Source organism: Rhizobium sp. BR 314 (assembly GCF_047445805.1).
In the GTDB taxonomy this organism is placed as follows: domain Bacteria; phylum Pseudomonadota; class Alphaproteobacteria; order Rhizobiales; family Rhizobiaceae; genus Rhizobium; species Rhizobium lusitanum_B.
Genome location: NZ_JARWLA010000007.1, coordinates 118,208 through 140,088 on the forward strand (window position 1 = coordinate 118,208; position 21,881 = coordinate 140,088).

Consider the following 21,881-nt stretch of genomic DNA (forward strand, 5'->3'; position numbering starts at 1 on the left):
GAGTGAAAGGGGATTTCGCATGGTTTCCAGACGCCAGTTTCTCATCGGCAGCGGTACGCTGCCCTTCCTGTCCTATCTCGATCTTGCAGAATCGGCATTTGCAGCAACGCCGAAAGACGTGCTTGTCGTTGCCCAACAGCTCGACAACATGACGAGCCTCGATCCGCATGAAAGCTTCGAAGCCGTTGGCGGCGAAGTCATCAGCAACATGTATCAGAAGCTGGTACGTCCCAACACCGATGATCCCTCTAAGGTCGATCCGGTGCTGGCTGCATCTTGGGCTGCCGATGCCGACAGCAAGGTCTTCACCTTCAAGCTTGCCAAGGCAAGCTTCGCAAGCGGCTCTCCCGTCACAACTGAAGACGTCGCCTTCTCGCTGCACCGCGCGATCAAGATGAACAAGGGCGCCGCCTTCATCATCAATCAGTTCGGCTTCACCGCCGAGAATGTGGAAAGCCGCATCGTCGCAACCGATGCCGACACGCTGACGCTGACGACTGAAAAGCCGACCGCGATCGCCTTCCTGCTCTACTGCCTGTCGGCCAATATCGCCGCCGTGGTCGAAAAGAAGGTCGTGCTCGCCAATGAAGTGAACGGCGACATGGGCAATGCCTGGCTGCAGAAGAACAGCGCCGGCTCCGGCAGTTTCCAGCTTCAGTCCTGGAAGGCGAGCGAAGCGATATCGCTGACGGTCAATCCGCACGGCCCCTACAAGGGCAATCTGAAGCGCGTCATCCTGCGCCATGTCACCGATCCGGCTTCGCAGCTCCTGATGCTGAAGAAGGGCGATGTCGATATCGCCCGTGATCTGACCTCGGAGCAGCTGCGCACCATCCAGAACGATCCGGATTTCACACTGGTCAGGAAGAGCATCGCCGGACTGGTAGTGATCTCGCTCAATCAGGGTGTCGCCAATCTGGCCAAGCCGCAGGTCTGGCAGGCGGTAAAGTGGGCGCTCGACTACAAGGGCATGCATGAGAACATCGTGCCGCTGACCCACACGATCCACCAGAGCTTCGAGCCGGAAGGTTTCCCTTCGGCAATCAGCGACACGCCCTTCCAGAAGGATGTTGCGAAGGCGAAGGCTCTGATGACCGAAGCCGGGCTTGCCGACGGGTTCGACGTGATCATGGATCACTATGCCGCCCAGCCCTATCCCGACCTCGCTCAGGCCATTCAGGCAAACCTCGCCGAGATCGGTATCCGCGTGAAGCTGCAGTCCGCCGAGAACCGGCAGGTGCTGACCAAGATGCGGGCGCGCCAGCACGAGATGGCCCTTACCGTATGGGGCACGGATTACTTCGATCCGAACTCCAACGGCGAAGTCTTCACCATCAACAAGGACAATTCCGACGACGCCAAGAGCAAGCCGTTCCTGTGGCGCTCGCGCTACAAGAACGACGACTTCGCCGCCAAGGCCGAAGCCGCGCGCGACGAGAAGGATCCGGCCAAGCGTATCGCTCTCTATGAAGAGCTGCAGCGCGAGCACATGCAGAACAGCCCCTTCGCCTTCATGTTCCAGACCGTGAAGACTGCGGCTTGCCGCAAGGCCGTGTCCGGCTTCCGCCTTGGCGCCCTTTCGGAAGCCAATTCCTATCAGGAGACCAGCAAGGCTTGACCCGTCGGATCAAATCTTTCTCCGCCATTCTGAGCAGCGTCATCCTGACGCTGCTCGGATTGTCGATCGTCACCTTCCTCATCGGGCGCGTCATGCCGGTCGATCCGGTCATCGCCGCTGTCGGCGACAATGCACCCGAGGCGGTGGTCACACGCGTGCGGGCGGAAATGGGCCTCGATCAGCCCCTCCCAGTGCAGTTCCTGCATTATCTGAGCCAGCTTCTGCATGGCGATCTCGGCATGTCCGTGCTGACGAAGAATCCGGTCGCGCAGGATATTGCCCGCTTCTTTCCAGCGACATTCGAGCTCGCGACCGCGGCCCTTATCCTTGCCGCCATCATCGGCATTCCGCTCGGCGTCTGGGCTGCCGTCAGGCAAGGAACGATGACCGATCAGGCGATCCGCGTCGTGTGCCTGGCCGGCCATTCCATTCCGGTTTTCATGCTGTCCCTCATTTCGCTGCTGGTCTTCTATTCGGCGCTCGGCATCGCGCCTGGCCCGGGACGGCAGGATATCATCTATGACGGCATGATTACGCCGGTCACAGGTCTGCTGTCCGTCGATACACTGCTTGCCGGCGACCTTGGTGCCTTCTGGGATGCGCTCGCTCACATGGCGCAACCCGTCTGCATCCTCGCCTATTTCAGCATGGCCTATATCGCCCGCATGACGCGCGCCTTCATGATCGACGCTCTGAAGGGTGAATTCGTCATCACCGCGCGCGCCAAGGGTCTGTCCCTCAGCCGCGTCATCTGGGGGCATGCTTTCCCAACGGTTGCCGTGCAGCTGGTAACGGTGCTGGCGCTGACCTATGCCGGACTGCTCGAAGGCGCCGTCGTCACCGAAACGGTCTTTTCCTGGCCCGGCATCGGCCAGTACCTGACCAACTCGCTCATGAACGGCGATATGAACCCGGTTATCGGCACCACGCTTTTGATCGGCATCATTTATGTGGGGTTGAACCTCGTCGCCGATCTCTTCTATCGCCTGCTGGATCCGAGGGTGCGATGATGCTTGCAACTTTTCGCAATTGGGCTCTCGACGAGTCCCCCGCTTCCCGACGTCAGGCCGCCTGGGGCGATCGCTATCGCATCTGGCTCGGTTTGAAGGGCAATGCCCTTGGGATGATCGGTCTTTCGATCATCACGCTGTTCATCCTGCTTGCGCTTTTCGCGCCCTGGCTTGCAACCCATGATCCGGCGACGCAGGATCTGGCGAACCGTCTTGCGCGTCCAAGCGCTGCCCACTGGCTCGGCACCGACGAGCTCGGCCGCGACATCTATTCCCGTCTTCTCTATGGTGGTCGCGTCACGCTCGGCATGGTCATTGCCGTCGTCGTGCTCGTCGCGCCGATAGGTCTCGCCATCGGCTGCATCGCCGGCTATTTCGGCGGCATGGTCGATACCGCGTTGATGCGCCTCACCGACATCTTTCTTGCCTTTCCTCGCCTCGTGCTGGCACTCGCCTTCGTGGCGGCGCTGAAACCAGGCGTCGAGAGCGCCATTCTTGCGATCGCGCTCACCGCGTGGCCTCCTTATGCGCGGCTGGCGCGTGCCGAAACGATGACCGTGCGTGGCGCCGATTTCATCGCCGCCTATCGACTGACGGGTGCCTCTTCCTGGCGCATCATCATGCGCCATATCGCCCCGCTCTGCCTGCCGAGCCTTATCGTTCGCGTCACGCTCGACATGAGCTCCATCATCATCACTGCGGCAAGCCTCGGCTTCCTCGGCATGGGCGCACAGCCGCCTTCGCCGGAATGGGGCGCGATGATCGCAACGGCGAAACGCTTCATCTTCGAACAATGGTGGGTCGCAACGATCCCCGGCATCGCCATCTTCCTCGTCTCGCTCGCCTTCAATTTCCTGGGCGATGCGCTGCGCGACGTGCTCGATCCGAAGGGGAACTGATCCATGCTGGTCGAGATCGACAATCTGCGCATCGGCTTCAAGACGCGTACCGGCTTTGCTCCTGCGGTAAAGGGCGTTTCTCTGCGCCTCGGTGCCGAGAAGCTCGGCATCGTCGGCGAGAGCGGTTCCGGCAAGAGCCTGACGGCACGCGCATTGATGAAGCTTTTGCCAAGACAGACCCGTATCGAAGCCGACAAGCTTGCCTTCGACGGCATCGATATCCTGTCCGCCAGCGAAAAGCAGATGCGCACCATTCGCGGCAAGCGCGCGGGCTTCATCCTTCAGGATCCGAAATATTCTTTGAATCCCGTCAAGACCATCGGCAATCAGGTTGCCGAGGCATGGCGGACCCATAAGGGCGGCCGCCGCCGCGAGGCAGCGGAGGCTGCCGCCAATCTGCTCGAGCAGGTCAAGATCCGCAATCCGAAGGCCGTCGCCGCCTCCTATCCGCATGAGGTCTCAGGCGGTATGGGCCAGCGCGTGATGATCGCCATGATGCTGGCGCCGGACCCCGAACTGCTCATCGCGGACGAACCGACAAGTGCGCTCGATGCGACCGTGCAGGCCGAAATCCTGCGGCTGATCGAGGAGCTGGTCTCCGAGCGCTCCATGGGGCTGCTGCTCATCAGCCATGACCTGCCGCTCGTCTCGCATTTCTGCGACCGCGTCGCCGTCATGTATTCCGGGCGGGTGATGGAGGAGATCAAGGCTTCCGAGCTGCTTTCCGCCGCTCATCCTTATACGCGCGGCCTGCTGAACTGTATTCCTTCGCTTACGCATCCGAAGGAACGGCTGCCCATTCTCGAGCGTGACCCGGAGTGGCTGAAATGACGATAGAGATCGATAATCTGCGGATCCGTTTCGGCGAACGCGAAGTCGTCAAGGGCGTCTCCTTTCAGGTAGAGGAAGGCGGTAGCTTCGGCATCGTCGGCGAATCCGGCTCGGGCAAATCGACCGTGCTGCGCGCCATGGCCGGCCTGAATACAAGCTGGGCGGGGCGCATCGTCTTCAACGGAGAAGCCGCGTCGCAGCATCGCACACCGGATTTCTTCCGCAAGGTACAGATGGTCTTCCAGGACCCTTATGGTTCGCTGCATCCGCGCCAGACCATTGACCGCATCCTGAGCGAGCTGCCGCTCGTTCACCGCATGGGCGACATCGATCGGCGTATCGCGTCAGCGCTCTCCGATGTCGCCCTGCCCCAAAGCGCCCGCTTCCGCTATCCGCACCAGCTCTCGGGCGGCCAGCGGCAGCGTGTCGCCATCGCGCGTGCGCTGATAGCGGAACCGAAGATCTTGCTGCTCGACGAGCCGACGAGTGCGCTCGACGTCTCCGTCCAGGCCGAGATTCTCAATCTGCTCTCCGACCTGCGTAAGGAGCGGAAGCTCACCTATGTCATGGTCAGCCACAATCTCGGCGTGATCGCGCATCTCTGCACGCGGGTCGGGGTCATGATCGATGGCCAGATGGTTGAGCAGCTTACCTCCGACGATCTGCGGCGCGGCAACGTAACCCACCCTCAAACACGGGAACTGCGCCGCCTGAGCGTCGAGTTCGAGGAAGCGGAACCGGCGTAATTCGCATTTATGAGGCATGAATGTCTGATACGGTAAATTGGAAGGCCGCGCAGGAATGCGCTGCTCAATTCACGCAGAGCTGGAACAGCAGTGAGCCGGGCGGCGCTGTCATTGGCTTCGATGAGCATGGCATCCGCTTTGCCGAAACCGGCGGCGTCGAAAGCCTGTCGACGCTTGCGCCGTTCACCGCCGCAAGCGTCGTTCGCTACGCCTCGGTGACGAAGCATGCCTTTTGTGCGCTGGTGCTCGCACATTCCGACAAGATCGGTCTTGACGACCCTCTGGGCAAGCATCTGCCCGAACTGCAGGCGCCTCTTCGCGATGTGACCGTCGGCCGGGCTCTCGACATGAGCGGCGGCCTGCCCGATACACGCGAATGCCTGTCGCTGCTCGGGCTGTCTGTCTATACAGAGACCAAGGCTGGCCCGCTGCTCGATTTTCTCGCACGCCAGACGCGATTGAACTATGAGGCCGGCACCGAGATTTCCTACTCCAACACGGGTTATCGCCTCGTAGAAGCGGCACTCGAGCGACAGGGCGTATTCTTCCGCGATTACGTTCGTGAGGTCGGCGCACAGACCGGCGCGGTACTCGATGCACCCGATGTTTGGAACGATCCGGTCATCGGTCTGGTGCCTGGCTATTGGCTAGACGGAGAGCGTTGGCAGCTTTCGGCCGCCGGCCTGCACATCTCCGCCTCCGGCAGCATGACGGGCAGCGGCGAGAGCCTTGCGAGATGGCTGATCGGCCTCCTCGGTGACAAAGGATCTTTCGTAGGAGTCCTGGAGCAATTATCGGCTGCACGGCCGCTCGCCGACGGCCGAATAAGCGGTTACGGGCTAGGCTTGCGCAAAAGCCTGCTCAGCAACCGCTCATTCATCGGGCACGGCGGCTCCCATCCTGGTTACAAGAGCTACTTCCTGCTCGACCCTGCCCATAAGACCGGTTTCGTGGTGGTGTCGAATCGCGAGGATACCAATGGCTATAAGATCGCCCTGGAATCCATGGCGGCCTTGACCGGAGAGACCCTGCCGCGCCCATCCCAAGCTCTTCGCGATGGCACCTATGTCACGGAAAGCGGCCCGTGGTGGATCAAGGTTGGCGGCAGCACGGTGACCTATCTCGATGCCGACGAGACGGTTTATGAAGATGAGGAATCCTGGGTTTCCTCACGCTCGGCTTCGTCGCCGATGCGCCTGAAGATGGACGCTGAGGATATCATCGGAGAGGTTGGACACGCGCAGCGTCGATTCTGCCCGGTCCGCGAACAAAAGGTGCCGGCGTCCCTGTCCGGCATCTGGAGCTCCTCCGAAGGGGCAAGCTTCGGGATCGAGAACGGCAGTGTGATCATGGGCATAGGCCCGGTACGCCATCGCATGCCCCTGCACGCGCTTGGCAACGGGCGCTTCCTCTTTACCCTCGTCGATGGTCCGTGGACCAAGCGGGTGTGCATCAATCTCCTCTCGACGGATCGGCTGGAAATGGTGCTCGCCCGGGCAAGAATGATCGAATACCGTCGCGCCGGGTGATTGCATTCCCGGCTCATTCGGGCCAAGGAGAACCAGGCTTTGACAGCCGGTTTCTCTTGGGAGCTTCGAGTGGAAGTCAAATGGCTTGAAGATTTTCTGGCGCTGGCGCGGACGTTGAATTTTTCGAAGGCGGCCGACGAGCGCCATGTGACGCAATCAGCCTTCAGCCGCCGCATCCGGCAGCTCGAGGGATGGGTTGGCACGAGCCTGATTGACCGGGCAACCTATCCCTCGCGCCTGACTGCGGCCGGAGAACGCTTCGTGCCGGTGGCCGAACAGACGCTGCAGGCTCTCTACCAGGCGCGGCGCAATCTCCAGCATGAGGATGGTACCGATGCGCGCACGGTCACCCTCACGGCACTGCATACCCTGTCCTTTACCTTCTTTCCGGACTGGCTGAGCCGGCTCAACCTGCTCGTAGGGCCGATCGTCTCGCATTTGCGTGCGGACTCCGGCACCATGGAAGAAAACCTGAATTCGCTCATCGACGGCGATTGCGATTTTCTTCTCACCTATCAGCACCTGCACGTGCCGATGCTGCTCGATCCGCAATTCGAGCACCACACGCTCGGCCGGGAAAAGATCCTGCCTGTCAGTGCGCCTGGCACGGACGGTTCGCCGTTGCATCGCATCGAACCCGGTTTCAGCCATGTCAGCTATCAGAAGGCATCCTTCTTCGGGCAGCTGGTGGCCGGCACCATCGGCGAGCGGCTGCCGGCGGACAACCGGGTGCATGTCGGCAGCATGTCGGTCGGCCTGAAGGGAATGGTCGCAGCCGGCTTCGGCCTTGCCTGGATACCGGAAAGCTTGGTCAAAGCAGAGCTGGCGGACGGTCGGCTGGTCTATGCAGCCGAACCTGAATGGAACATCGACGTCGAAATTCGCGTCTATCGTTCCCGTGAGAACCGCCGTCCGATCGTCGGGCGCATCTGGTCGATGCTGGACAAGCCCTGACGATCGGTTACTCGTTGCAGCGGATCAAACCGCTGTGCGACGCGCATTTTCCATGTAGAGCGCGCGCAGGCGCTTGAACATCGGCCCGGGCGTGCCGTCGCCGACAGCTGCCCCATCGATGTTCGTGATGGAGACGATGAAGTTCGAAGCGCTCGTCAGCCAGACTTCGGCGGCAGCCTTTGCCTCATCGACGGAGAATGGTCGCTCCTCCAGTGCCAGCCCCGCTTCGCGTGCCAGGTCCAGAATCGCGAGCCGCGTGCAACCCGGCAAGGTCGCCTGACTGTTCGCGCGCGTAACGATGCGGCCGTCGCCGGTGACGATGTAGCCCGTCGAGGACGCACCTTCCGTCACCAATCCGTTCTCGACCAGCCAGGCCTCATCGAAGCCTTCGGCCTTGGCGGCACGCTTGGCCATGACCTGCGGCAGCAGGCAGACGCTTTTGATGTCGCGCCGCGCCCAGCGCTGATCCGGCATCGACTTGACCTTGAGGCCTTTCTCGACGGCGGCGACGTGCTCCAGCGTCTTCGCCTGAGTGAAGATCACCAATGTCGGCGCCAGGTCTTCGGCATAGAAGAAATTGCGGTCTTCGGCGCCGCGGGTGTACTGGAGATAGACGACGCCCTCGGCAAGCTGGTTTTCCGCCACGAGACGCTTCTCGATCTCGACGATCTCCTCAGTCGTGATGGGCAAGCGACCGCCGATTTCACCCACGCTGCGCTCCAGCCGCGCCATATGGAGAGCACTATCGATCAGCTTGCCGTCGAGAACGGCAGTCACCTCATAGATGCCGTCGCCGAACAGAAAGCCACGGTCGAAAATGGACAGATGTGCCTCGTTTTCGGGCAAGAAGGCACCGTTCAGGTAGACGGTGCGGATCGTCGGGGCAGACATGAAAACTCCGTGAAATGCGGGATGTGGAAATGAAATTCAGATATGAGCCAAGACGCGAAGGCTGATGGCATCGACTGTCGAGCTCTTGCCGGTCGCGGCATTGAAACCCTTGGTTTCGACCGCCATGGCAAGCGAATTGAGGATGGCCTCCTCGGTCGCTTCGATGGCGGCTTCAAAGAGTGGCGACACGACGTCATTGCTCAAGGATGGAACCGTACTCGCCCCCTTTCGGCGCTCAGGGGTACGACGCACGGTCTCGGCCGTCGAAAAGGCCAGCGCATAATCGCCCGAGCCGTTGCTCAGCGCCGCACCGGTGCGCGCAAGGCCACCGAAGCAGCGTTGTGCGAGCCTCTCGAGGTTGCGCGAGCAAAGCGGAGCATCGGTCGCGAGCACGATGACGATAGAGCCATCCTTGTCGTGCTCCGCAAGCGTTGCATAGTCATGGCCGGCAACGATGAGGTGACCGCCGTAATTGGACTGGACAAGCACGCCGAGCCGATAGGTTTGTCCGCGGACAGGCACCAGGCGCGAGCTTGTGCCGATGCCGCCTTTCAGGCCAAACGCGACCGTTCCGGTCCCAGCGCCGACTGCGCCTTCCTCGATCGCTCCCGATACGGCACCATCGATCGCCTGCGAGATTTCATCGACGCGCGGACGCGCGGCACGAATATCGTTGAGACGGGAATCGTTGGTTTCGCCGACCACGGCGTTGATCGACACTATCAGTTCATTGCCGGGCTGCGCGAGCGTATGGCGGATGATGGCATCGATGCCTCGCCCGACGGCCAGCGTGTTTGTGAGAACGATCGGCGTCTCGATCTCACCGAGCTCGACGATCTGCGTGGAGCCGGCAAACTTTCCAAAACCATTGAGAACGGCAAATCCGGCAGGCACCTTGTCCTGAAACAGATTGCCGCCATGCGGCAGGATCGCCGTTGCGCCCGTGCGGGTGCGCTCGCCTTCACAGCAGGTGACATGGCCGACGCGCACGCCGCCGACATCGGTGATCGCGTTCAGCGGGCCGGGCTCAAAATGCCCGGGTACAAAGCCAAGCTCACGGATTCTATGGCGCTTCTGGTCCATTATTCATGCCTCATAAACATGGCGCGACATTACTCTGCCGCGCAGCGGGAAGGCACAACAAAAACGGAATAGTTTCAGACCGGCCTTGCAAAGATAGGCTTCGCGCGCTCCGGCGCGGCGCAACGATCTGCGCCCATGCAAATCTCTTCAGAGAAAGCCATGGTTGCGCAACCAGGCCTCCCACCAGGCAGGCCATTCGGCGCTCGGCATAGCTGGCTTCCCCATGCCAAAACCATGACCACCGCTCGGCAGCCGATGCAACTCGGCGGGAACGCCTGCTCTGTTGCAGGCATCCGCCATGATGAGCGTGTTTGCCGGATCGGAGATCGGGTCGTCCTCCGCTTGCACAAGAAAAACCGGCGGACATCCCGAGCGAACCTGCGTTTCGACAGACCATTGTGCGCTGGCCTGCGCATCGGGATGCGTGCCGACCAACGAACGGCGGGCGGAGGTGTGGTCATAAGGCGGTTTCAGCGTGATGACGGGATAGATCAGCGCAGCTAAATCTGGCCTAGCTGATCGGCTGTCAACCGCATCGACTGGCTGATATGAGGCAAAGGCGGAGCGGGTTGCCGCTAGGCCCATAAGATGGCCGCCGGCAGAAAAACCGAGAACGCCGATGCGCGTGGGATCGAGATGCCGGTTCGACGCTTCGGCACGCATGATACGCAGGGCACGTTGCGCATCCTGCAGCGGCGCGAACGGACCGTTGCTCCACCCTTCCAGCGGCAATCGATAGGTCAGCACGAAAGCGGTAATGCCGCGCGCCGTCAGCCAGCGCGCGGCCGGATAGGCCTCCTTCTCCAGCTCTATGCGTTTGTATCCGCCGCCAGCGGCAATCAGAACGCTCGCGCCATTTGCCTGTCCGGGCATAAAGACCTCAACATTCGGCACGACAATATTGCTGACGGCGCCCCTGTCGCTCTTTTGCAGACTGCCAGACGGGCCGCCGCCGCCGGGAGGCGGCCCCGACCAAAGGGGAATGATCGAATTTGATGCCGCCACTCTCGCAGAAATTGCGGCAAACATAGTGCCGAGCAGAAAGGAACGCCGATCCATCGCCATCAATTCGAAAACCTAGCCTCTATGTAAAGACACCTGCTATCGGTCGTGATCACAATCATGGATCGTCGTTCTGGACTCCGACGATATGAGGCAAACATCCGTATGTGGCGGCAATGTGGTTGCCGGTAGGGCTCCCCCGCGATGGGTCTGCGCGACGACAATCCGCAACCTTTAAGGGAGCTTCGTCTGTTGCCTTTCCTCATCATCAATAGCGACACTAGCGACAGATTGACCTGTAGCAAGGCTTGCCTTTTCAAAAAACCGCTGCAAATGAATGCCTTAGCGTGGTAAATATGGAGAGTGAGCGTGTGTTGCCACCTTCCATCTCTTCTCGGAAGGGTTTGGTAGCCATGTTCTGTTGAAGCAGTGGGGAGCCTTCAGCTTATCATGGATGAATACGTAACACTGATGCTCTTGCTCTGACGCGGCGGTATCTGAGGAGACCAGATTGCCTGACTTTCGACGCGAGGAACAATCCGCTTTCGGGGAAGCCAAAGCGAAAGATGATATTGAAGGCGGTGACGACAAGCCCGCACAAGCTGAACGCCGGCGCTTTCCGCGGTCGACCATAACGATCGGCGAAGAGCCACGCCAGCAAATCCCGGCCCTGAAGCCGCTTCTGTTTTCCACGCGGGATCTCGAACCCCGAGCGCAATTTGCAGCGTGGCAGGCATATATTGCTCCCCTCATCGACCTCAGGCTGCCGGACAATATCGGCACCGAAGCCGGCTTCCTCGCGGACCATACGGCCTGGAACCTCGGCGGAATGCTGATCACACAGCAGAGCACGCCGCCACATAGCTATCTGCGCTCGCAGGCGAAAGTGAAAGCAAACCTTGTCGATCACTGGCACATTTCCGTGCTGCGCAGCGGCAGGACATGGACCGAAGTGGATGGGCTCGTCTCGGAAGGCGAGCCAGGCAGGGTCGAACTGCGGTCCTTGGGACATCCTTTCCGAGGGCGTTCGACGGAAGCGAAAACCCTATCTCTTATTCTGCCGCGCAGCTTGCTGTCGGATGCTCCTGCTTCGGCCGACATCAAGAACAATATCGCTCTCTATGGGACCCTCACCAAGCTCCTGATCGAATATCTGGATATTATCGAGCGGAATCTTCTCGACTTCGCCGCTGCAGATCTGCCGCATGTCGTTCAGACGTTGCGCGAGATGATCCTTGCAAGCGTTTCATCCTGGGCTGCCCAATCCGCAGGTACAGAGCAACACAGCATACTGACCCTGACGGAGCGCATACGGCGGTTCGTCGAGAACAACCTCACCTCCGACGATTTGACGGTGGACCGCATATGCCGCGAACTCGGCATATCCCGCACCAAGCTCTATCAGGTCTTCGAACAGGAGGGCGGCGTGCATCACTATATCCAGCGGCGGCGTCTGCTCTCCGCTCATGCGGCGCTCAGCGACCCCGCCAATCGGGAGCAGATCGTCGACATTGCCTTCACCATCGGCTTTTCGTCGGCCGCACATTTCAGCCGGGCGTTCAGCAAGGAGTTCGGCTACAGTCCTCGTGAAGCAAGAAACCTCTCCTCCACCCATTATGCCGGACAGCCGCAGCCGCTGATGCCGGTCGACGGGATCCAATCCTTCGATACTTGGTTGAGGATGCTCGGCCACAATCGCTGACGAATGCCGGCGCCTGTCGCCATCATGAGACAAGGTACGCCTATTTCCTTCTCCAAGCGACACAACACTTCCTGACATTTTTCGCCCTGCAACGCACACGATACCCCGTTTGGCAATCGTGAAAATGTACGCTGCTGCAAGTTTCAGGATGCATGGCTAACGACACACAATTCGTAACTTATTAAAAATGAAACAAATATTGGAGCCGACATTAGTGCCTTGGTGAGTGGCGAGTTTACCCGGAGTTCACCAGGCAAATCTTAGGGAGCAGATCGATGGTATCCACACGCCAGACAATAGAGATCAGCAAGCCACAACATTCCGCCAACGATGCCTATCGCGCCGTCGAGCGCGAGGAAATTCTGGAACTGGCATTTCGGGATTTCGTGCAGGCGGTCGTCGCGGCGGGCTGGAGCGAGTCGGAAGTCGCGCTGACTTTGGCCGACATTGCGGACGACTACGTCATGGCGCTCGCGGGCAGGGTCGCAGAAAAATAGTGTTGCATGGCCCTCGGTGCTCCGCAGGGGTGGGCACGTAAGGCTATCGGCAACTCTTGACCATGCCGCCGGTACTCCCGCCCGCTAAGGGCGATTGACCGGCGGCATTGGTTTTTCAGGACGAGCGAACGCTTGCTTCAGGCGATGCATCTCCGAACATATACGCAAAGACGTGCGCGACGATGAAACTCAGACAGCATCTTTGGTTCCGTCAGGATATGGAAGCAGCGCTTGAACTTTACACCTCACTGATCCCCGGTTCGTCGATCGGTTGGGTTTCGAACATCCTGACCAGCAATCCGAACGGCCCGGCTGGCAGCGTCAAGTTCGCTGGCTTCACCCTCGCAAACCGCCCCTACATGGGCTTCGAAGCCGGCCCACTCGACCACTTCGATCACAACTTCCAGATCATGATCGAATGCGAAACGCAGGCCGAAGCAGATCGTCTGCGCCGCGCGATCATCAAGCACGGTGCCTCGACATCTTGCAACCTGATACGCGACGCCTAGGGCGTTTCCTGGCAGTTCTTGGTCAGGCAAAAGACCGGCAATACCGGTGCGCCAGCGCAAGCCGACGCTGTCGGTGCGACCCTATAAAAGGCGATCGCTCCCTCATGCGAAAGGCCTATGTGCCTGAAGGCTCAAATGCCTTAGAGCTTGACAAAAAGAACCATTCCCGCCTTTCGTCAAAGTGCGAAGACGCGCTATGCGTTTGTTTTCACGCAACTTCAGCCGTAAAACCGACATCGGCTTTGCGGGAATTACCTCAGAGATAGCGGTCTCCGCGATGCCAGGTCGCAATACTCGAATGGGCTGATTTCGACAGAAACATGCCTCCAGCCAGACAATAGAGCAACAGGATGATGGCCGCCTCGACAATGAGCGGCAAAAACGCAAAACGCGTTCCCGCCGGTTCCTCTTCGTCAGGGAACAAGTCAGGCAAGCTCAGGACCATCGCGATCAAGGGCGAGAACAGCACCACCAAGAAGGCGACCGAATGAAACCACAGCTGCCATCGGGGTAGCTTTCCCGCGCCCCAAAAGGCTGCCAGTGGCGCAGCAATGTTACATATCACACCCAATATCGCGGCAAGGGCCACCGGCAAGATCGAATCGTCAGGCATGGATTCCCAATCTCTTTTCGACCCAGGTTAGTACCGGGATAAAGGAATGACAACCTCCCTCAACGCCGCTCAACGGCGGTCGATGCGCGATGGAAATGCTCGATAATCCCCGGCTTTACTTGATAGTAAAGCCGACCGATTCCATCGCCTTGCCGTTTACCGAAAACTCGATCTTGTAGGTCCCAACCGGCCAGCCATTATTCGGCTTGGTTATATCCGAGTTCACCTGATTGATCATGGAGGTGATGTCCAGATTGACCTCATCGATCTTGTAGTTGGCCGGAGCAACTCCGCCGGTGTCGACGGCAATCCACGCAATGTTCACCTTGCTTCCCGATGGCACATCTTCGGTAAGATCGGCCGAAACGAAGATTTTCGGCGTGTCCGCGGCAAAGCTGTTCTGGGTCGTCTCGGCATCCTTGTCCGTCGAAACGATGATATTCTCAAAGCCGGCAGCCCAAAGATTCGACGAGATGGTCGTCAAAACCGTCACAGCGAGAGCAAAAAGCAGTTTCTGGGGGCGAAACATTCTCAATTATTCCTCCGATTGAGAAGATGACATAGTGCCAGTATCGTTTTTAGGGCAGCAAAGACTCGCTCGATACTCACACCCGATCGTAGTAATAGCATGCAATGCACCAACAGCCAGTGCGCTGGCCGCCACGACGACAAACTAAAGAAGCGAACTCGACGGGAGACTTAAATGAGCGAGACTTCACCCACGAAACAAGGCGGTGTAGCGCTGGTAACGGGTGGTGGCACCGGCCTTGGGCGCGCGATGGCGAAAGCGCTCGGCGCCGCCGGTTACAAGGTCGTGATCTCGGGACGACGCGTCGATCTTCTCGAGACAGCCGCCAGGGAGTTGGCGGAAGAGACCGGCGCCGAATTTCTCGCCGTTGCCGCCGATGTCAGCGATCCGGTCTCGGTTCGCACCCTCTTCGACGCGATTGCAGGCCGCTACGGCCGCCTCGACCTGCTGGTCAACAATGCAGGCATGGGCCTGCCTGCCGTGCCGATGGAGGAATTAAGCTTCGAGCAATGGAACGCCATCGTCGCAGCCAATCTGACCGGTACTTTCCTCTGCACGCAACAGGCCTTCCGATTGATGAAGAGCCAGGTTCCGCATGGCGGTCGCATCATCAACAATGGCTCGATTTCGGCAACAACGCCGCGGCCGCATTCGGCACCCTATACGGCGACAAAACATGCGATCACCGGCCTGACGAAATCGACGGCGCTCGATGGCCGTCCCTTTGACATAGCCTGCGGCCAGATCGACATCGGCAATGCCGCCACCGACATGACCGCGCGTATGAGCGCCGGAGTGCTGCAGGCAAACGGAGAGATCGCCGCCGAGCCCACTATCTCCGCCGAACATGTCGCCCGCGCCGTGGTTTACATGGCAAGCCTGCCGCTTGAAGCCAACGTCCTGTCAATGACGGTCATGGCCACGCAAATGCCGCTGGTCGGCAGAGGCTGACAACCGCCGGGGTTAGATCGCCGGGCGTACGGAGGGCTTGACCCGCCGCCGTTCGATCAAACCGCCGACACTGAAGATCAGAATTTCGATCTCGGTGTCGATCTTGTCGCCGTCCAAAAGCCTGACCACATCGTCTATTCCTGACACGGCGTGGCCATCGATGGCCAGCAGGTAATCGCCCTCCTGCAAGCCGCCTCGTTCCGCGGGACTATCCTTTTCGACACGGCGCAGCCGTACTGCGGTCGAATGCGTGACGCCCGCCTCCAATGCAATGCGCCGATGCAGTTCAACGGTATCGGCTGCAATGCCGATATAGGCGCGTCTGACGTGGCCGAAACGCAGGATTTCAGAAACGACATGCTTTGCCGTGTTCGAGGCAACAGCAAAGGCGATGCTCTGAGCCCCTTGGATCACTGCCGTATTGACGCCGATCACCTCGCCCGCGGACGACACCAGCGGCCCGCCGGAATTACCCGGGTTGAGCGCAGCATCTGTCTGGATGATATCGTCCATCAACCGGCCATTGGCTGCACGCATCGACCGACCGAGCGCCGACACGATCCCAGCCGTGACAGTCCATTCAAAGCCGAGCGGATTGCCGATCGCGATTGCGATATGGCCGCGCTTCAACGTCTTGGAATCGCCAAGTCGCGCCCAGGCGCCAGGCCAGTCGTTGGCGCGGATGAGCGCAAGGTCGGTGTCGGGATCGCGACCCAGCACCCTGCCTTCGACGGTTGCCCCTTCCGGCGTCTTGATGCGGACCGCTTTGGCATCGTCGACGACGTGATTGTTGGTGACGACAAGACCGTCGGGAGAGATGGCAAAGCCGGAACCATGCCCGGCACGACCACCGAGGCGCTCGATCCGGCTGACGGCAGGTCCGACGACGTCGACGGCACTCGATACCGATTGCGAATAGGCGTCTAGCAGTCCGGCATCGGATGACGGCTGGATGTCACGATCAAGGAAGCCCATGAAAACTCCTAGGACGCGGATGCGTCTCCACGAGGACCGGCAGCAGCTGTAAAAGGCAGGAGGCTGTCAGTTCGACAGGTTGGTACAATTGATATTCAAATGAGAAGCCGCCGGCGCAAGTTCAAGAGCCCTACATTCGCTCTGCCCGGTGACCTGCGACGACCTCAGCGCCTGCCATGACGTTCACCGTCTGCGACCCTCTATTAGGGAACGTCGCTCGACAATCCGGAGCACGACTCCAAGCGACTGCGGGGCTTACCCTTTACGATGGCAACTTCAGATATAGTTAGCTGGGATGATTGGAAAAGGAGGCCCCAATGACGATCTCGAAACTCGCCCTGGCAACACTCATCAGCAGTTTGTTCGCGTTGCCGGCGATGGCGGCTGGCATTGATTGTGCGAAAGCCGCCTCGACAAGCGACCATATGATTTGCGCAGATCAGACCCTTCGGACGCGAGACGTGATGATGAGCAGTCTCTATGCCGCCGCAGTGAAGGAAGTGGATGCAAGCAAGATCAAGCAACAGCAACAACGCTGGGTGAAATCACTGCAATCATGCACGGATGCCGCCTGTGTCCGGCAGGCATATGACGATCAGATCGGCTTCCTTATGACCACCAAGGGCGGGCGCCGCGTTTCCACCAACCTCACCACCGAAAATACTGACGGCAATGAAGGCGATCTTTCCATATTCGGTCCGATCGATGGCCTCGCGGCAGTCTCCGTCGCTTCGACTTTTGTCGGGCCGGGCGGGGCCGATGCGGGCGACGTCAATGCGGACAATGTCAGCGGCGTTATTCCCTTGAAGGACGGGCATGGTAAGCTCTCCGCAGACAATTGCTCCATCGGCTTTGATCGCCTGAACGCCCAGACCTGGCGCGTCTCACAGTCGGGAGCATGCCAGTTTGCCAACGGCGTTACCATGCAAGGCATCTATCGCCGGCAGTGACGCGAGATCGCAGGCAGCAACCCGGCACACGATCAAATTAGCCATCGCGCGGAGCGCAACGGCGCTTTGAAAGGCCGGGAGATACCACCCTGCGGAAACGAAAATGCTGTGACGCGACAATGCACATCACAGCGCTCTAACAGCAATGGTTCATCAGATCCCAGGCGACCAGAGAAGCCGGGGAGCTCCACTCAACAGTCGCGTCGGCAATCAGCCGCCAACGGCGTCAGACGTGCACTTCTTGACGAAGCTCGTCTTGGCGGCGCCGGCAAGCTTCTTTGCTGCCGCCTGGGCGTCGCAAGAGGTCGCCGCATCCTTCGCGCATTTGTTGCTGAAGCTGGTCAAGGCTGCCCCCGCCAGCTTTTTATCGGCAGCCTGAGCCTTGCAGGTGGCATCAGCGGCCATTGCTCCAGTGGCAAGGCAAGTAGAAAAAATCGCAAGTCCGAGCAGTTTGATCATCAAAGTCCTCCGGGGCAAACCTCTGCAAAATGCCGAGGTAACCGGAGTCTAACCGAACGCCTGTCATAGTAAAGACGTCCTCAATCATCGAAGACATCGAAAAATTGCTTTTAAACAGGCTCTACCTTTGGCTCATCGAGCTGTAGCGTCTTGAATCGATAGACAAAAGAATGGAAAGTAACCACATAGGGGCACGCTATGGCAAAGCGCCGCGCCCTCCCCGTCACGTGCCGGCCTCCGTGGCAAATAACAACACGAACCGAACGCTGTTTCAGAAACTTCCACTCACCTCATGAAGACAATTTCAGGCACGAATCTCGAACAGGCCAAATCGCACAATCGGCGTGTCGTGATCGAGGCCATCCGCACCCATGGACCACTGTCGCGCGCTGCAATTGCGCGCATGACGGCGCTGACCACGCAGACGGTATCCAATATCGTCGAAGAGTTGGCACGCTCGCATCTGCTGATCCCGATGGAGGCACAAAAGATCGCACGCGGCCAGCCAATCATTCCTTATACCATCAATCCGGACGGCGCGTATTCCATCGGCCTGGAACTCGGGCGCCAGCGCGCGGCCGGCGTGCTGACGGATTTGTCCGGAACTGTCCGCGCCCGCACAGAGCGCCATGTCGACAGGCCAGGCCCGACAGAGGCGATACCGATTCTGGCTGGCATCGTCGAGGATCTGCAAAAGGCCTTTTCCTTCGATCGGGATCGCCTGCTCGGCGCCGGCATCGCCTTACCGGGGCGCTATGCGGATGGCGGTGTCACATCGCTCAGCCCGCTCAATCTGCCGGGATGGCAGGACTTTCCCGTCGCCAGCGAACTGGAACGGCAGATCAATCTGCCTGTGCTGGTCGAGAACGATGCGACCGCGGCAGCGATCGGGGAGCGTCTCTATGGTGTCGCTCGCGGCCTCGGAAGTTTCGTCTACCTGTTTCTGGCAGGCGATGGTGGTATCGGTGCCGGCATGTTCCTCGATGGCCATCTCTATAAGGGCAGCCGCGCCAATGCCGGCGAAATCGGGCACATCATCGTCGAACCGCATGGAAGGCAATGCAGCTGTGGCAAGCGGGGCTGTCTCGATCGCTACGTGTCGCCATCTGTCGCCTACGAGTATCTCGGCATCGAAGACGCTCAGGAGCTTTCGCCCGACGATCTCGACGCGATGGTCGCGGCCAACAGCCACGGACTGGAGACCTGGCTCGAACAGGCGGCTCAGCCGTTGCGGCAGACGATCGATTTTCTCGAGCTTGCCTTCGATCCGCAGACGATCGTGCTCGGCGGCAGTGCGCCAACATCGCTGTTAACCCGGCTAGCGGCCCGCGTAGAACCGCTCCATATTCCCGTGAACCCGCTAGAAGAGCGCAAGATCCCTCGTCTGATGGTCGGAGCAACGGGCAAGGACACTGCCATTCTCGGCGCCGCCGCCCTGCCGATCTTTTCGGAAACAAATCCGCAATTCGATGTCCTGCAGAAGCCGATCATCCATCGTGCCACTCAGCAAGCAGGATAGACGGTCGAGACGTTCAACCCTGCCAAGCGATTGAACGCAATCAGGCGCGGCAAATGTACCGCGCCTGAGGGTCACGCATCAAGCGGTCAAAATTGATGCAGACCGTAAAGCAGCGGCATCGTGCCGGCGAGCGCCTTGAACCGCTCCCAGGATTTTGCCGATGGCTTCGTCCAGCCGGTTTCCGCAAGTGCGGATAGGCGCGGGAAGACAAGGCGGTCGAAGATGGCGCGATCGGTCATCGACTCCGACCAGATGCAGGCCTGAATGCCACGAAGCTTTTCCTTCTGGGCGTCTGTCCAACCAGCGATGGGATCGAAGGTGTAGAGTTTCTCCGGATCCGAGTGGCCAGCCCAGCTTGCGCCTGGCTCGTCCCAATCCGGGCGCATCGCCATGTCGAGATAGTAGACCTGGCCCGGGCAGACCACCATCTCATATCCGCGGCCAGCCAGCTCGGCGGCGACTTCAACGCTACGCCAGCTGCAGAGATAGCTCTTGTCCTTGTCGATCCTGTCGCCATGCGCAGCCTCTTCCCAGCCACCCGTTATGCAGCCTTTCGAAGCGAGAAATGCCTGGATCCGCTCCAGGAACTCAGCCTGAAGAACCGCGGTGCCGGAACCATCGATATCGTCTGCGCCATGCGTATTGGTGATCACGTTCAGACGCTTGGCATGTGCGTCCGCCACGTCGTCGCCGGCGAGTTCGCGCAGGCGCGCAAGCGCTTCCGGGGAACCGGACCACGCACCGAGCGGCACTTCGTCGGCGCCGATATGGATGGTCTTGAACGGGAAAAGCTCGATGAGTTCGGACAGGATCGTCTCGATGACCTCATAGGTCTTCTCGCGGGCCGGATTGATGCAGTTGTCCGGAAAGCCCTGGACCGAGTAGTAGCTGCCTGCCTCGTCAGGATCTCGAAGCTCGGGAATTGCCTGGAGCATCGCGTAACAATGGCCCGGCATGTCGATCTCCGGCAAAACCTCGATGCCAAGACCCTTGGCATAGCCGACGATATCGCGCACGACCGCCTTGGTGTAGTAACCGCCGGTGCGAGCCGGGCTGGAGCCGAGAAGCGGCGGCATCGGCAGGCCATGCCCACGCCACGCACCAATTTCAGTCAGCGCCGGATAGGCATCGATCTCGACGCGCCATGCTTCATCATCCGACAGATGCCAATGGAAGCGATTGAGCTTGTTCCAGGCAAGCACCGCCATCAGCTTCTTGATTTCAGCGGAACCGTAGAATTGCCGCGCGACGTCGAGGTGCAGGCCGCGCCAGCTCATCGCCGGCTCGTCGATGATCTCGCCGCCTGCCGGGAAATGGAATGCCTGCGGATGCAGACGCGCACCGCGCCAGATCTGACCGATGGTAACGAGACCATAGACGAAGCCGGTCTGCGCGCTCGCTTCGACCGTTATCGTCTCTGGGGAAAAGGCGAGCCTATAGGCCTCGGCGCCCAGACCTTCGACATGGCGCAATTCCACCGGCACGGCACCTTCCGCCTCGGAACGGATCATTCCTTCGGCCGAAAAGAGGTGCTCGACAAGGGCCGTAAAGCTTTTAGCGGCAGCTTGCGCATCCGGCGCCGCGGCCTTCAAGGCGAAGCCTGCCGGCAGTGGACGTCGGGAGGATACCGCTACGTGGTTCGGCCACGGAATGATCGCTAGAGGCACCGGCGGATTTGACGGCACCGAATAGACTTCCGCGCCACGCTTCAACGGCGCATTGCTGGATGATGTGCGCGTCGGCTCGGTGCCAAGTGAAACCGTGGTGCCATCGGCGAATGCGAGATAGGCGCTGTTGGCGCCATCGTTCCAGTGACGAAACTGCCAGCTCAAGGCGCGAACCGTGATGGTCCACGTTTCGCCACCCGCCAGTACGAAGCCTTCCGGCGGCTGGAACTCGGTGAAGTTGGAAAGACGCTTGGAGATCGTCGCGCCTTCAACGATGCCGGCCGGATCGACACGACCCGGGCCGCTGACACAGAGCGCGAAGCCGGAAAGCGGCTCCGACGAAAGATTCTTCAGCCGCAATACGTAGGAAAATTCCTTCTCGTCGGTCGGCGGGTTCCATGTGGTTTCAAGCCGCAGAGCCAAGGATCGCGGTATGGACATGAGTATTCTCTCTTCCTGAAGGGATTGTTCAAAGCTTGAGCATGCCGGCGTAGATGCCGGGCGCGGAATTGGGGATCTGCGTTGCGCCGACCGTCTTCTCATAGAATTCGGAGGGGCCGACATCGCCGATGATTGCGTAGCCGTAGCCCATCGTCTTCATGTCAGCGAGGCAGGCGAACAGCAGCGCGCGGCCGATGCCGAGGCCCCGCACCTCTTCGGCGACCCCTGTCGGGCCGAAAAAGCCGCGTGCGGTCGCCTCGTGGCAGGCAAAGCCGACCAACTCACGATTGCGCGTGGCGATGAAGCAGGTCGGCGGTTGGCGTGTCATCGCAACGGTCGTCTCGCTTGCCCATCCCTGGCTGAAATGTTCTGCCACCCAGCCGGTGATCAGCCGCAGTTCCGGCGGCAGGGCTCGACGGATTGTAATGCCGCCCTGCGCCATCCGCTCGGGCGACTGCGTGTCAGCCGGCAGCGTCGATAGATTGACCAGATAATCCAAGGTGAAA

At 60.0% G+C, this 21,881-nt stretch carries 22 protein-coding genes; 13 read left to right on the forward strand and 9 right to left on the reverse strand.

The window, feature by feature from the left end; translation table 11 throughout:
* Positions 1-19 precede the first annotated feature (19 nt).
* The 7 genes from QD461_RS12295 to QD461_RS12325 all read left to right on the forward strand — a co-directional run bounded on the left by QD461_RS12295 (position 20) and on the right by QD461_RS12325 (position 7,587).
* Complete coding sequence (locus tag QD461_RS12295; RefSeq protein ID WP_414088028.1) at positions 20-1,618, forward strand: ABC transporter substrate-binding protein; 1,599 nt, start codon at positions 20-22, stop codon at positions 1,616-1,618.
* Positions 1,615-2,628, forward strand: a complete 1,014-nt coding sequence (locus tag QD461_RS12300; protein ID WP_414088029.1) for an ABC transporter permease — start codon at positions 1,615-1,617, stop codon at positions 2,626-2,628. Before QD461_RS12295 ends, QD461_RS12300 begins: the two co-directional genes overlap by 4 nt.
* Positions 2,625-3,527 (forward strand): nickel transporter permease, encoded by a 903-nt coding sequence (nikC, locus tag QD461_RS12305; RefSeq protein WP_184707826.1) that lies wholly within the window; start codon positions 2,625-2,627, stop codon positions 3,525-3,527. Before QD461_RS12300 ends, nikC begins: the two co-directional genes overlap by 4 nt.
* A 3-nt stretch (positions 3,528-3,530) precedes the next feature.
* Positions 3,531-4,358: an ABC transporter ATP-binding protein gene (locus QD461_RS12310; protein ID WP_414088030.1), complete on the forward strand. Its 828-nt coding sequence runs from the start codon at positions 3,531-3,533 to the stop codon at positions 4,356-4,358.
* Complete coding sequence (locus tag QD461_RS12315; RefSeq protein ID WP_414088031.1) at positions 4,355-5,104, forward strand: ABC transporter ATP-binding protein; 750 nt, start codon at positions 4,355-4,357, stop codon at positions 5,102-5,104. Before QD461_RS12310 ends, QD461_RS12315 begins: the two co-directional genes overlap by 4 nt.
* A 20-nt stretch (positions 5,105-5,124) precedes the next feature.
* On the forward strand, positions 5,125-6,633 hold the full coding sequence (locus QD461_RS12320; protein WP_414088032.1) for a serine hydrolase domain-containing protein: 1,509 nt from the start codon (positions 5,125-5,127) through the stop codon (positions 6,631-6,633).
* 69 nt (positions 6,634-6,702) lie between these two features.
* A complete protein-coding gene (locus QD461_RS12325) occupies positions 6,703-7,587 on the forward strand; it encodes a LysR family transcriptional regulator (protein WP_414088033.1) in 885 nt (294 codons plus the stop codon).
* A gap of 24 nt (positions 7,588-7,611) precedes the next feature.
* Here the strand turns inward: QD461_RS12325 and QD461_RS12330 are convergent, their stop codons facing one another.
* The 3 genes from QD461_RS12330 to QD461_RS12340 all read right to left on the reverse strand — a co-directional run bounded on the left by QD461_RS12330 (position 7,612) and on the right by QD461_RS12340 (position 10,620).
* The gene (locus QD461_RS12330; RefSeq protein WP_414088034.1) at positions 7,612-8,478 is read right to left on the reverse strand and encodes a D-amino-acid transaminase; all 867 of its coding nucleotides are present in this window, start codon (positions 8,476-8,478) and stop codon (positions 7,612-7,614) included.
* A 36-nt stretch (positions 8,479-8,514) separates the two neighbouring features.
* Positions 8,515-9,561: a P1 family peptidase gene (locus tag QD461_RS12335; protein WP_414088035.1), complete on the reverse strand. Its 1,047-nt coding sequence runs from the start codon at positions 9,559-9,561 to the stop codon at positions 8,515-8,517.
* A gap of 147 nt (positions 9,562-9,708) precedes the next feature.
* Positions 9,709-10,620, reverse strand: coding sequence for an alpha/beta hydrolase (locus QD461_RS12340; RefSeq protein ID WP_414088036.1), 912 nt, complete (start codon positions 10,618-10,620; stop codon positions 9,709-9,711).
* 514 nt (positions 10,621-11,134) lie between these two features.
* On the opposite strand from QD461_RS12340, the gene QD461_RS12345 reads away from it, so the two are divergent.
* The 3 genes from QD461_RS12345 to QD461_RS12355 all read left to right on the forward strand — a co-directional run bounded on the left by QD461_RS12345 (position 11,135) and on the right by QD461_RS12355 (position 13,271).
* A complete protein-coding gene (locus QD461_RS12345; protein ID WP_184708043.1) occupies positions 11,135-12,265 on the forward strand; it encodes a helix-turn-helix domain-containing protein in 1,131 nt (376 codons plus the stop codon).
* A gap of 275 nt (positions 12,266-12,540) precedes the next feature.
* On the forward strand, positions 12,541-12,762 hold the full coding sequence (locus tag QD461_RS12350; protein WP_184707810.1) for a hypothetical protein: 222 nt from the start codon (positions 12,541-12,543) through the stop codon (positions 12,760-12,762).
* A 182-nt stretch (positions 12,763-12,944) separates the two neighbouring features.
* The gene (locus QD461_RS12355; protein WP_414088037.1) at positions 12,945-13,271 is read left to right on the forward strand and encodes a VOC family protein; all 327 of its coding nucleotides are present in this window, start codon (positions 12,945-12,947) and stop codon (positions 13,269-13,271) included.
* Between the two features lie 256 nt (positions 13,272-13,527).
* Here QD461_RS12355 and QD461_RS12360 read toward each other — a convergent pair whose 3' ends face one another.
* On the reverse strand, positions 13,528-13,884 hold the full coding sequence (locus tag QD461_RS12360; protein WP_414088038.1) for a hypothetical protein: 357 nt from the start codon (positions 13,882-13,884) through the stop codon (positions 13,528-13,530).
* Between the two features lie 115 nt (positions 13,885-13,999).
* Positions 14,000-14,413, reverse strand: a complete 414-nt coding sequence (locus tag QD461_RS12365) for a hypothetical protein (protein ID WP_414088039.1) — start codon at positions 14,411-14,413, stop codon at positions 14,000-14,002.
* A 174-nt stretch (positions 14,414-14,587) separates the two neighbouring features.
* Here QD461_RS12365 and QD461_RS12370 point away from each other — a divergent pair, with 174 nt between their 5' ends.
* Entirely contained in the window at positions 14,588-15,364 is a 777-nt protein-coding gene (locus QD461_RS12370) for an SDR family oxidoreductase (protein ID WP_414088040.1), read from the forward strand.
* Between the two features lie 12 nt (positions 15,365-15,376).
* Here QD461_RS12370 and QD461_RS12375 read toward each other — a convergent pair whose 3' ends face one another.
* Entirely contained in the window at positions 15,377-16,339 is a 963-nt protein-coding gene (locus QD461_RS12375; RefSeq protein WP_414088041.1) for a S1C family serine protease, read from the reverse strand.
* A gap of 317 nt (positions 16,340-16,656) precedes the next feature.
* On the opposite strand from QD461_RS12375, the gene QD461_RS12380 reads away from it, so the two are divergent.
* Positions 16,657-17,289 (forward strand): lysozyme inhibitor LprI family protein, encoded by a 633-nt coding sequence (locus QD461_RS12380; protein ID WP_414088042.1) that lies wholly within the window; start codon positions 16,657-16,659, stop codon positions 17,287-17,289.
* 210 nt (positions 17,290-17,499) lie between these two features.
* Here QD461_RS12380 and QD461_RS12385 read toward each other — a convergent pair whose 3' ends face one another.
* Entirely contained in the window at positions 17,500-17,748 is a 249-nt protein-coding gene (locus QD461_RS12385) for a hypothetical protein (protein ID WP_184707796.1), read from the reverse strand.
* Between the two features lie 292 nt (positions 17,749-18,040).
* Between QD461_RS12385 and QD461_RS12390 the strand changes: the two genes are divergently transcribed.
* A complete protein-coding gene (locus QD461_RS12390) occupies positions 18,041-19,267 on the forward strand; it encodes an ROK family transcriptional regulator (RefSeq protein ID WP_184707794.1) in 1,227 nt (408 codons plus the stop codon).
* An 86-nt stretch (positions 19,268-19,353) separates the two neighbouring features.
* Here the strand turns inward: QD461_RS12390 and QD461_RS12395 are convergent, their stop codons facing one another.
* Both QD461_RS12395 and QD461_RS12400 read right to left on the reverse strand, forming a co-directional pair.
* Complete coding sequence (locus QD461_RS12395) at positions 19,354-21,375, reverse strand: beta-N-acetylhexosaminidase (RefSeq protein WP_414088043.1); 2,022 nt, start codon at positions 21,373-21,375, stop codon at positions 19,354-19,356.
* A 28-nt stretch (positions 21,376-21,403) separates the two neighbouring features.
* The gene (locus tag QD461_RS12400; RefSeq protein WP_414088044.1) at positions 21,404-21,874 is read right to left on the reverse strand and encodes a GNAT family N-acetyltransferase; all 471 of its coding nucleotides are present in this window, start codon (positions 21,872-21,874) and stop codon (positions 21,404-21,406) included.
* Positions 21,875-21,881 lie beyond the last annotated feature (7 nt).

Excerpts from the sequence above, each read along its gene's own strand:
- QD461_RS12370 (WP_414088040.1), top strand. The coding sequence starts at position 14,588 with ATGAGCGAGACTTCACCCACGAAACAAGGCGGTGTAGCGCTGGTAACG.
- QD461_RS12355 (WP_414088037.1), top strand. The coding sequence starts at position 12,945 with ATGAAACTCAGACAGCATCTTTGGTTCCGTCAGGATATGGAAGCAGCG.
- QD461_RS12360 (WP_414088038.1), bottom strand. The coding sequence starts at position 13,884 with ATGCCTGACGATTCGATCTTGCCGGTGGCCCTTGCCGCGATATTGGGT.
- QD461_RS12375 (WP_414088041.1), bottom strand. The coding sequence starts at position 16,339 with ATGGGCTTCCTTGATCGTGACATCCAGCCGTCATCCGATGCCGGACTG.
- QD461_RS12380 (WP_414088042.1), top strand. The coding sequence starts at position 16,657 with ATGACGATCTCGAAACTCGCCCTGGCAACACTCATCAGCAGTTTGTTC.
- nikC (WP_184707826.1), top strand. The coding sequence starts at position 2,625 with ATGATGCTTGCAACTTTTCGCAATTGGGCTCTCGACGAGTCCCCCGCT.
- QD461_RS12390 (WP_184707794.1), top strand. The coding sequence starts at position 18,041 with ATGAAGACAATTTCAGGCACGAATCTCGAACAGGCCAAATCGCACAAT.
- QD461_RS12365 (WP_414088039.1), bottom strand. The coding sequence starts at position 14,413 with ATGTTTCGCCCCCAGAAACTGCTTTTTGCTCTCGCTGTGACGGTTTTG.
- QD461_RS12315 (WP_414088031.1), top strand. The coding sequence starts at position 4,355 with ATGACGATAGAGATCGATAATCTGCGGATCCGTTTCGGCGAACGCGAA.
- QD461_RS12350 (WP_184707810.1), top strand. The coding sequence starts at position 12,541 with ATGGTATCCACACGCCAGACAATAGAGATCAGCAAGCCACAACATTCC.
- QD461_RS12395 (WP_414088043.1), bottom strand. The coding sequence starts at position 21,375 with ATGTCCATACCGCGATCCTTGGCTCTGCGGCTTGAAACCACATGGAAC.
- QD461_RS12340 (WP_414088036.1), bottom strand. The coding sequence starts at position 10,620 with ATGGATCGGCGTTCCTTTCTGCTCGGCACTATGTTTGCCGCAATTTCT.
- QD461_RS12385 (WP_184707796.1), bottom strand. The coding sequence starts at position 17,748 with ATGATCAAACTGCTCGGACTTGCGATTTTTTCTACTTGCCTTGCCACT.
- QD461_RS12330 (WP_414088034.1), bottom strand. The coding sequence starts at position 8,478 with ATGTCTGCCCCGACGATCCGCACCGTCTACCTGAACGGTGCCTTCTTG.
- QD461_RS12295 (WP_414088028.1), top strand. The coding sequence starts at position 20 with ATGGTTTCCAGACGCCAGTTTCTCATCGGCAGCGGTACGCTGCCCTTC.
- QD461_RS12320 (WP_414088032.1), top strand. The coding sequence starts at position 5,125 with ATGTCTGATACGGTAAATTGGAAGGCCGCGCAGGAATGCGCTGCTCAA.
- QD461_RS12310 (WP_414088030.1), top strand. The coding sequence starts at position 3,531 with ATGCTGGTCGAGATCGACAATCTGCGCATCGGCTTCAAGACGCGTACC.
- QD461_RS12335 (WP_414088035.1), bottom strand. The coding sequence starts at position 9,561 with ATGGACCAGAAGCGCCATAGAATCCGTGAGCTTGGCTTTGTACCCGGG.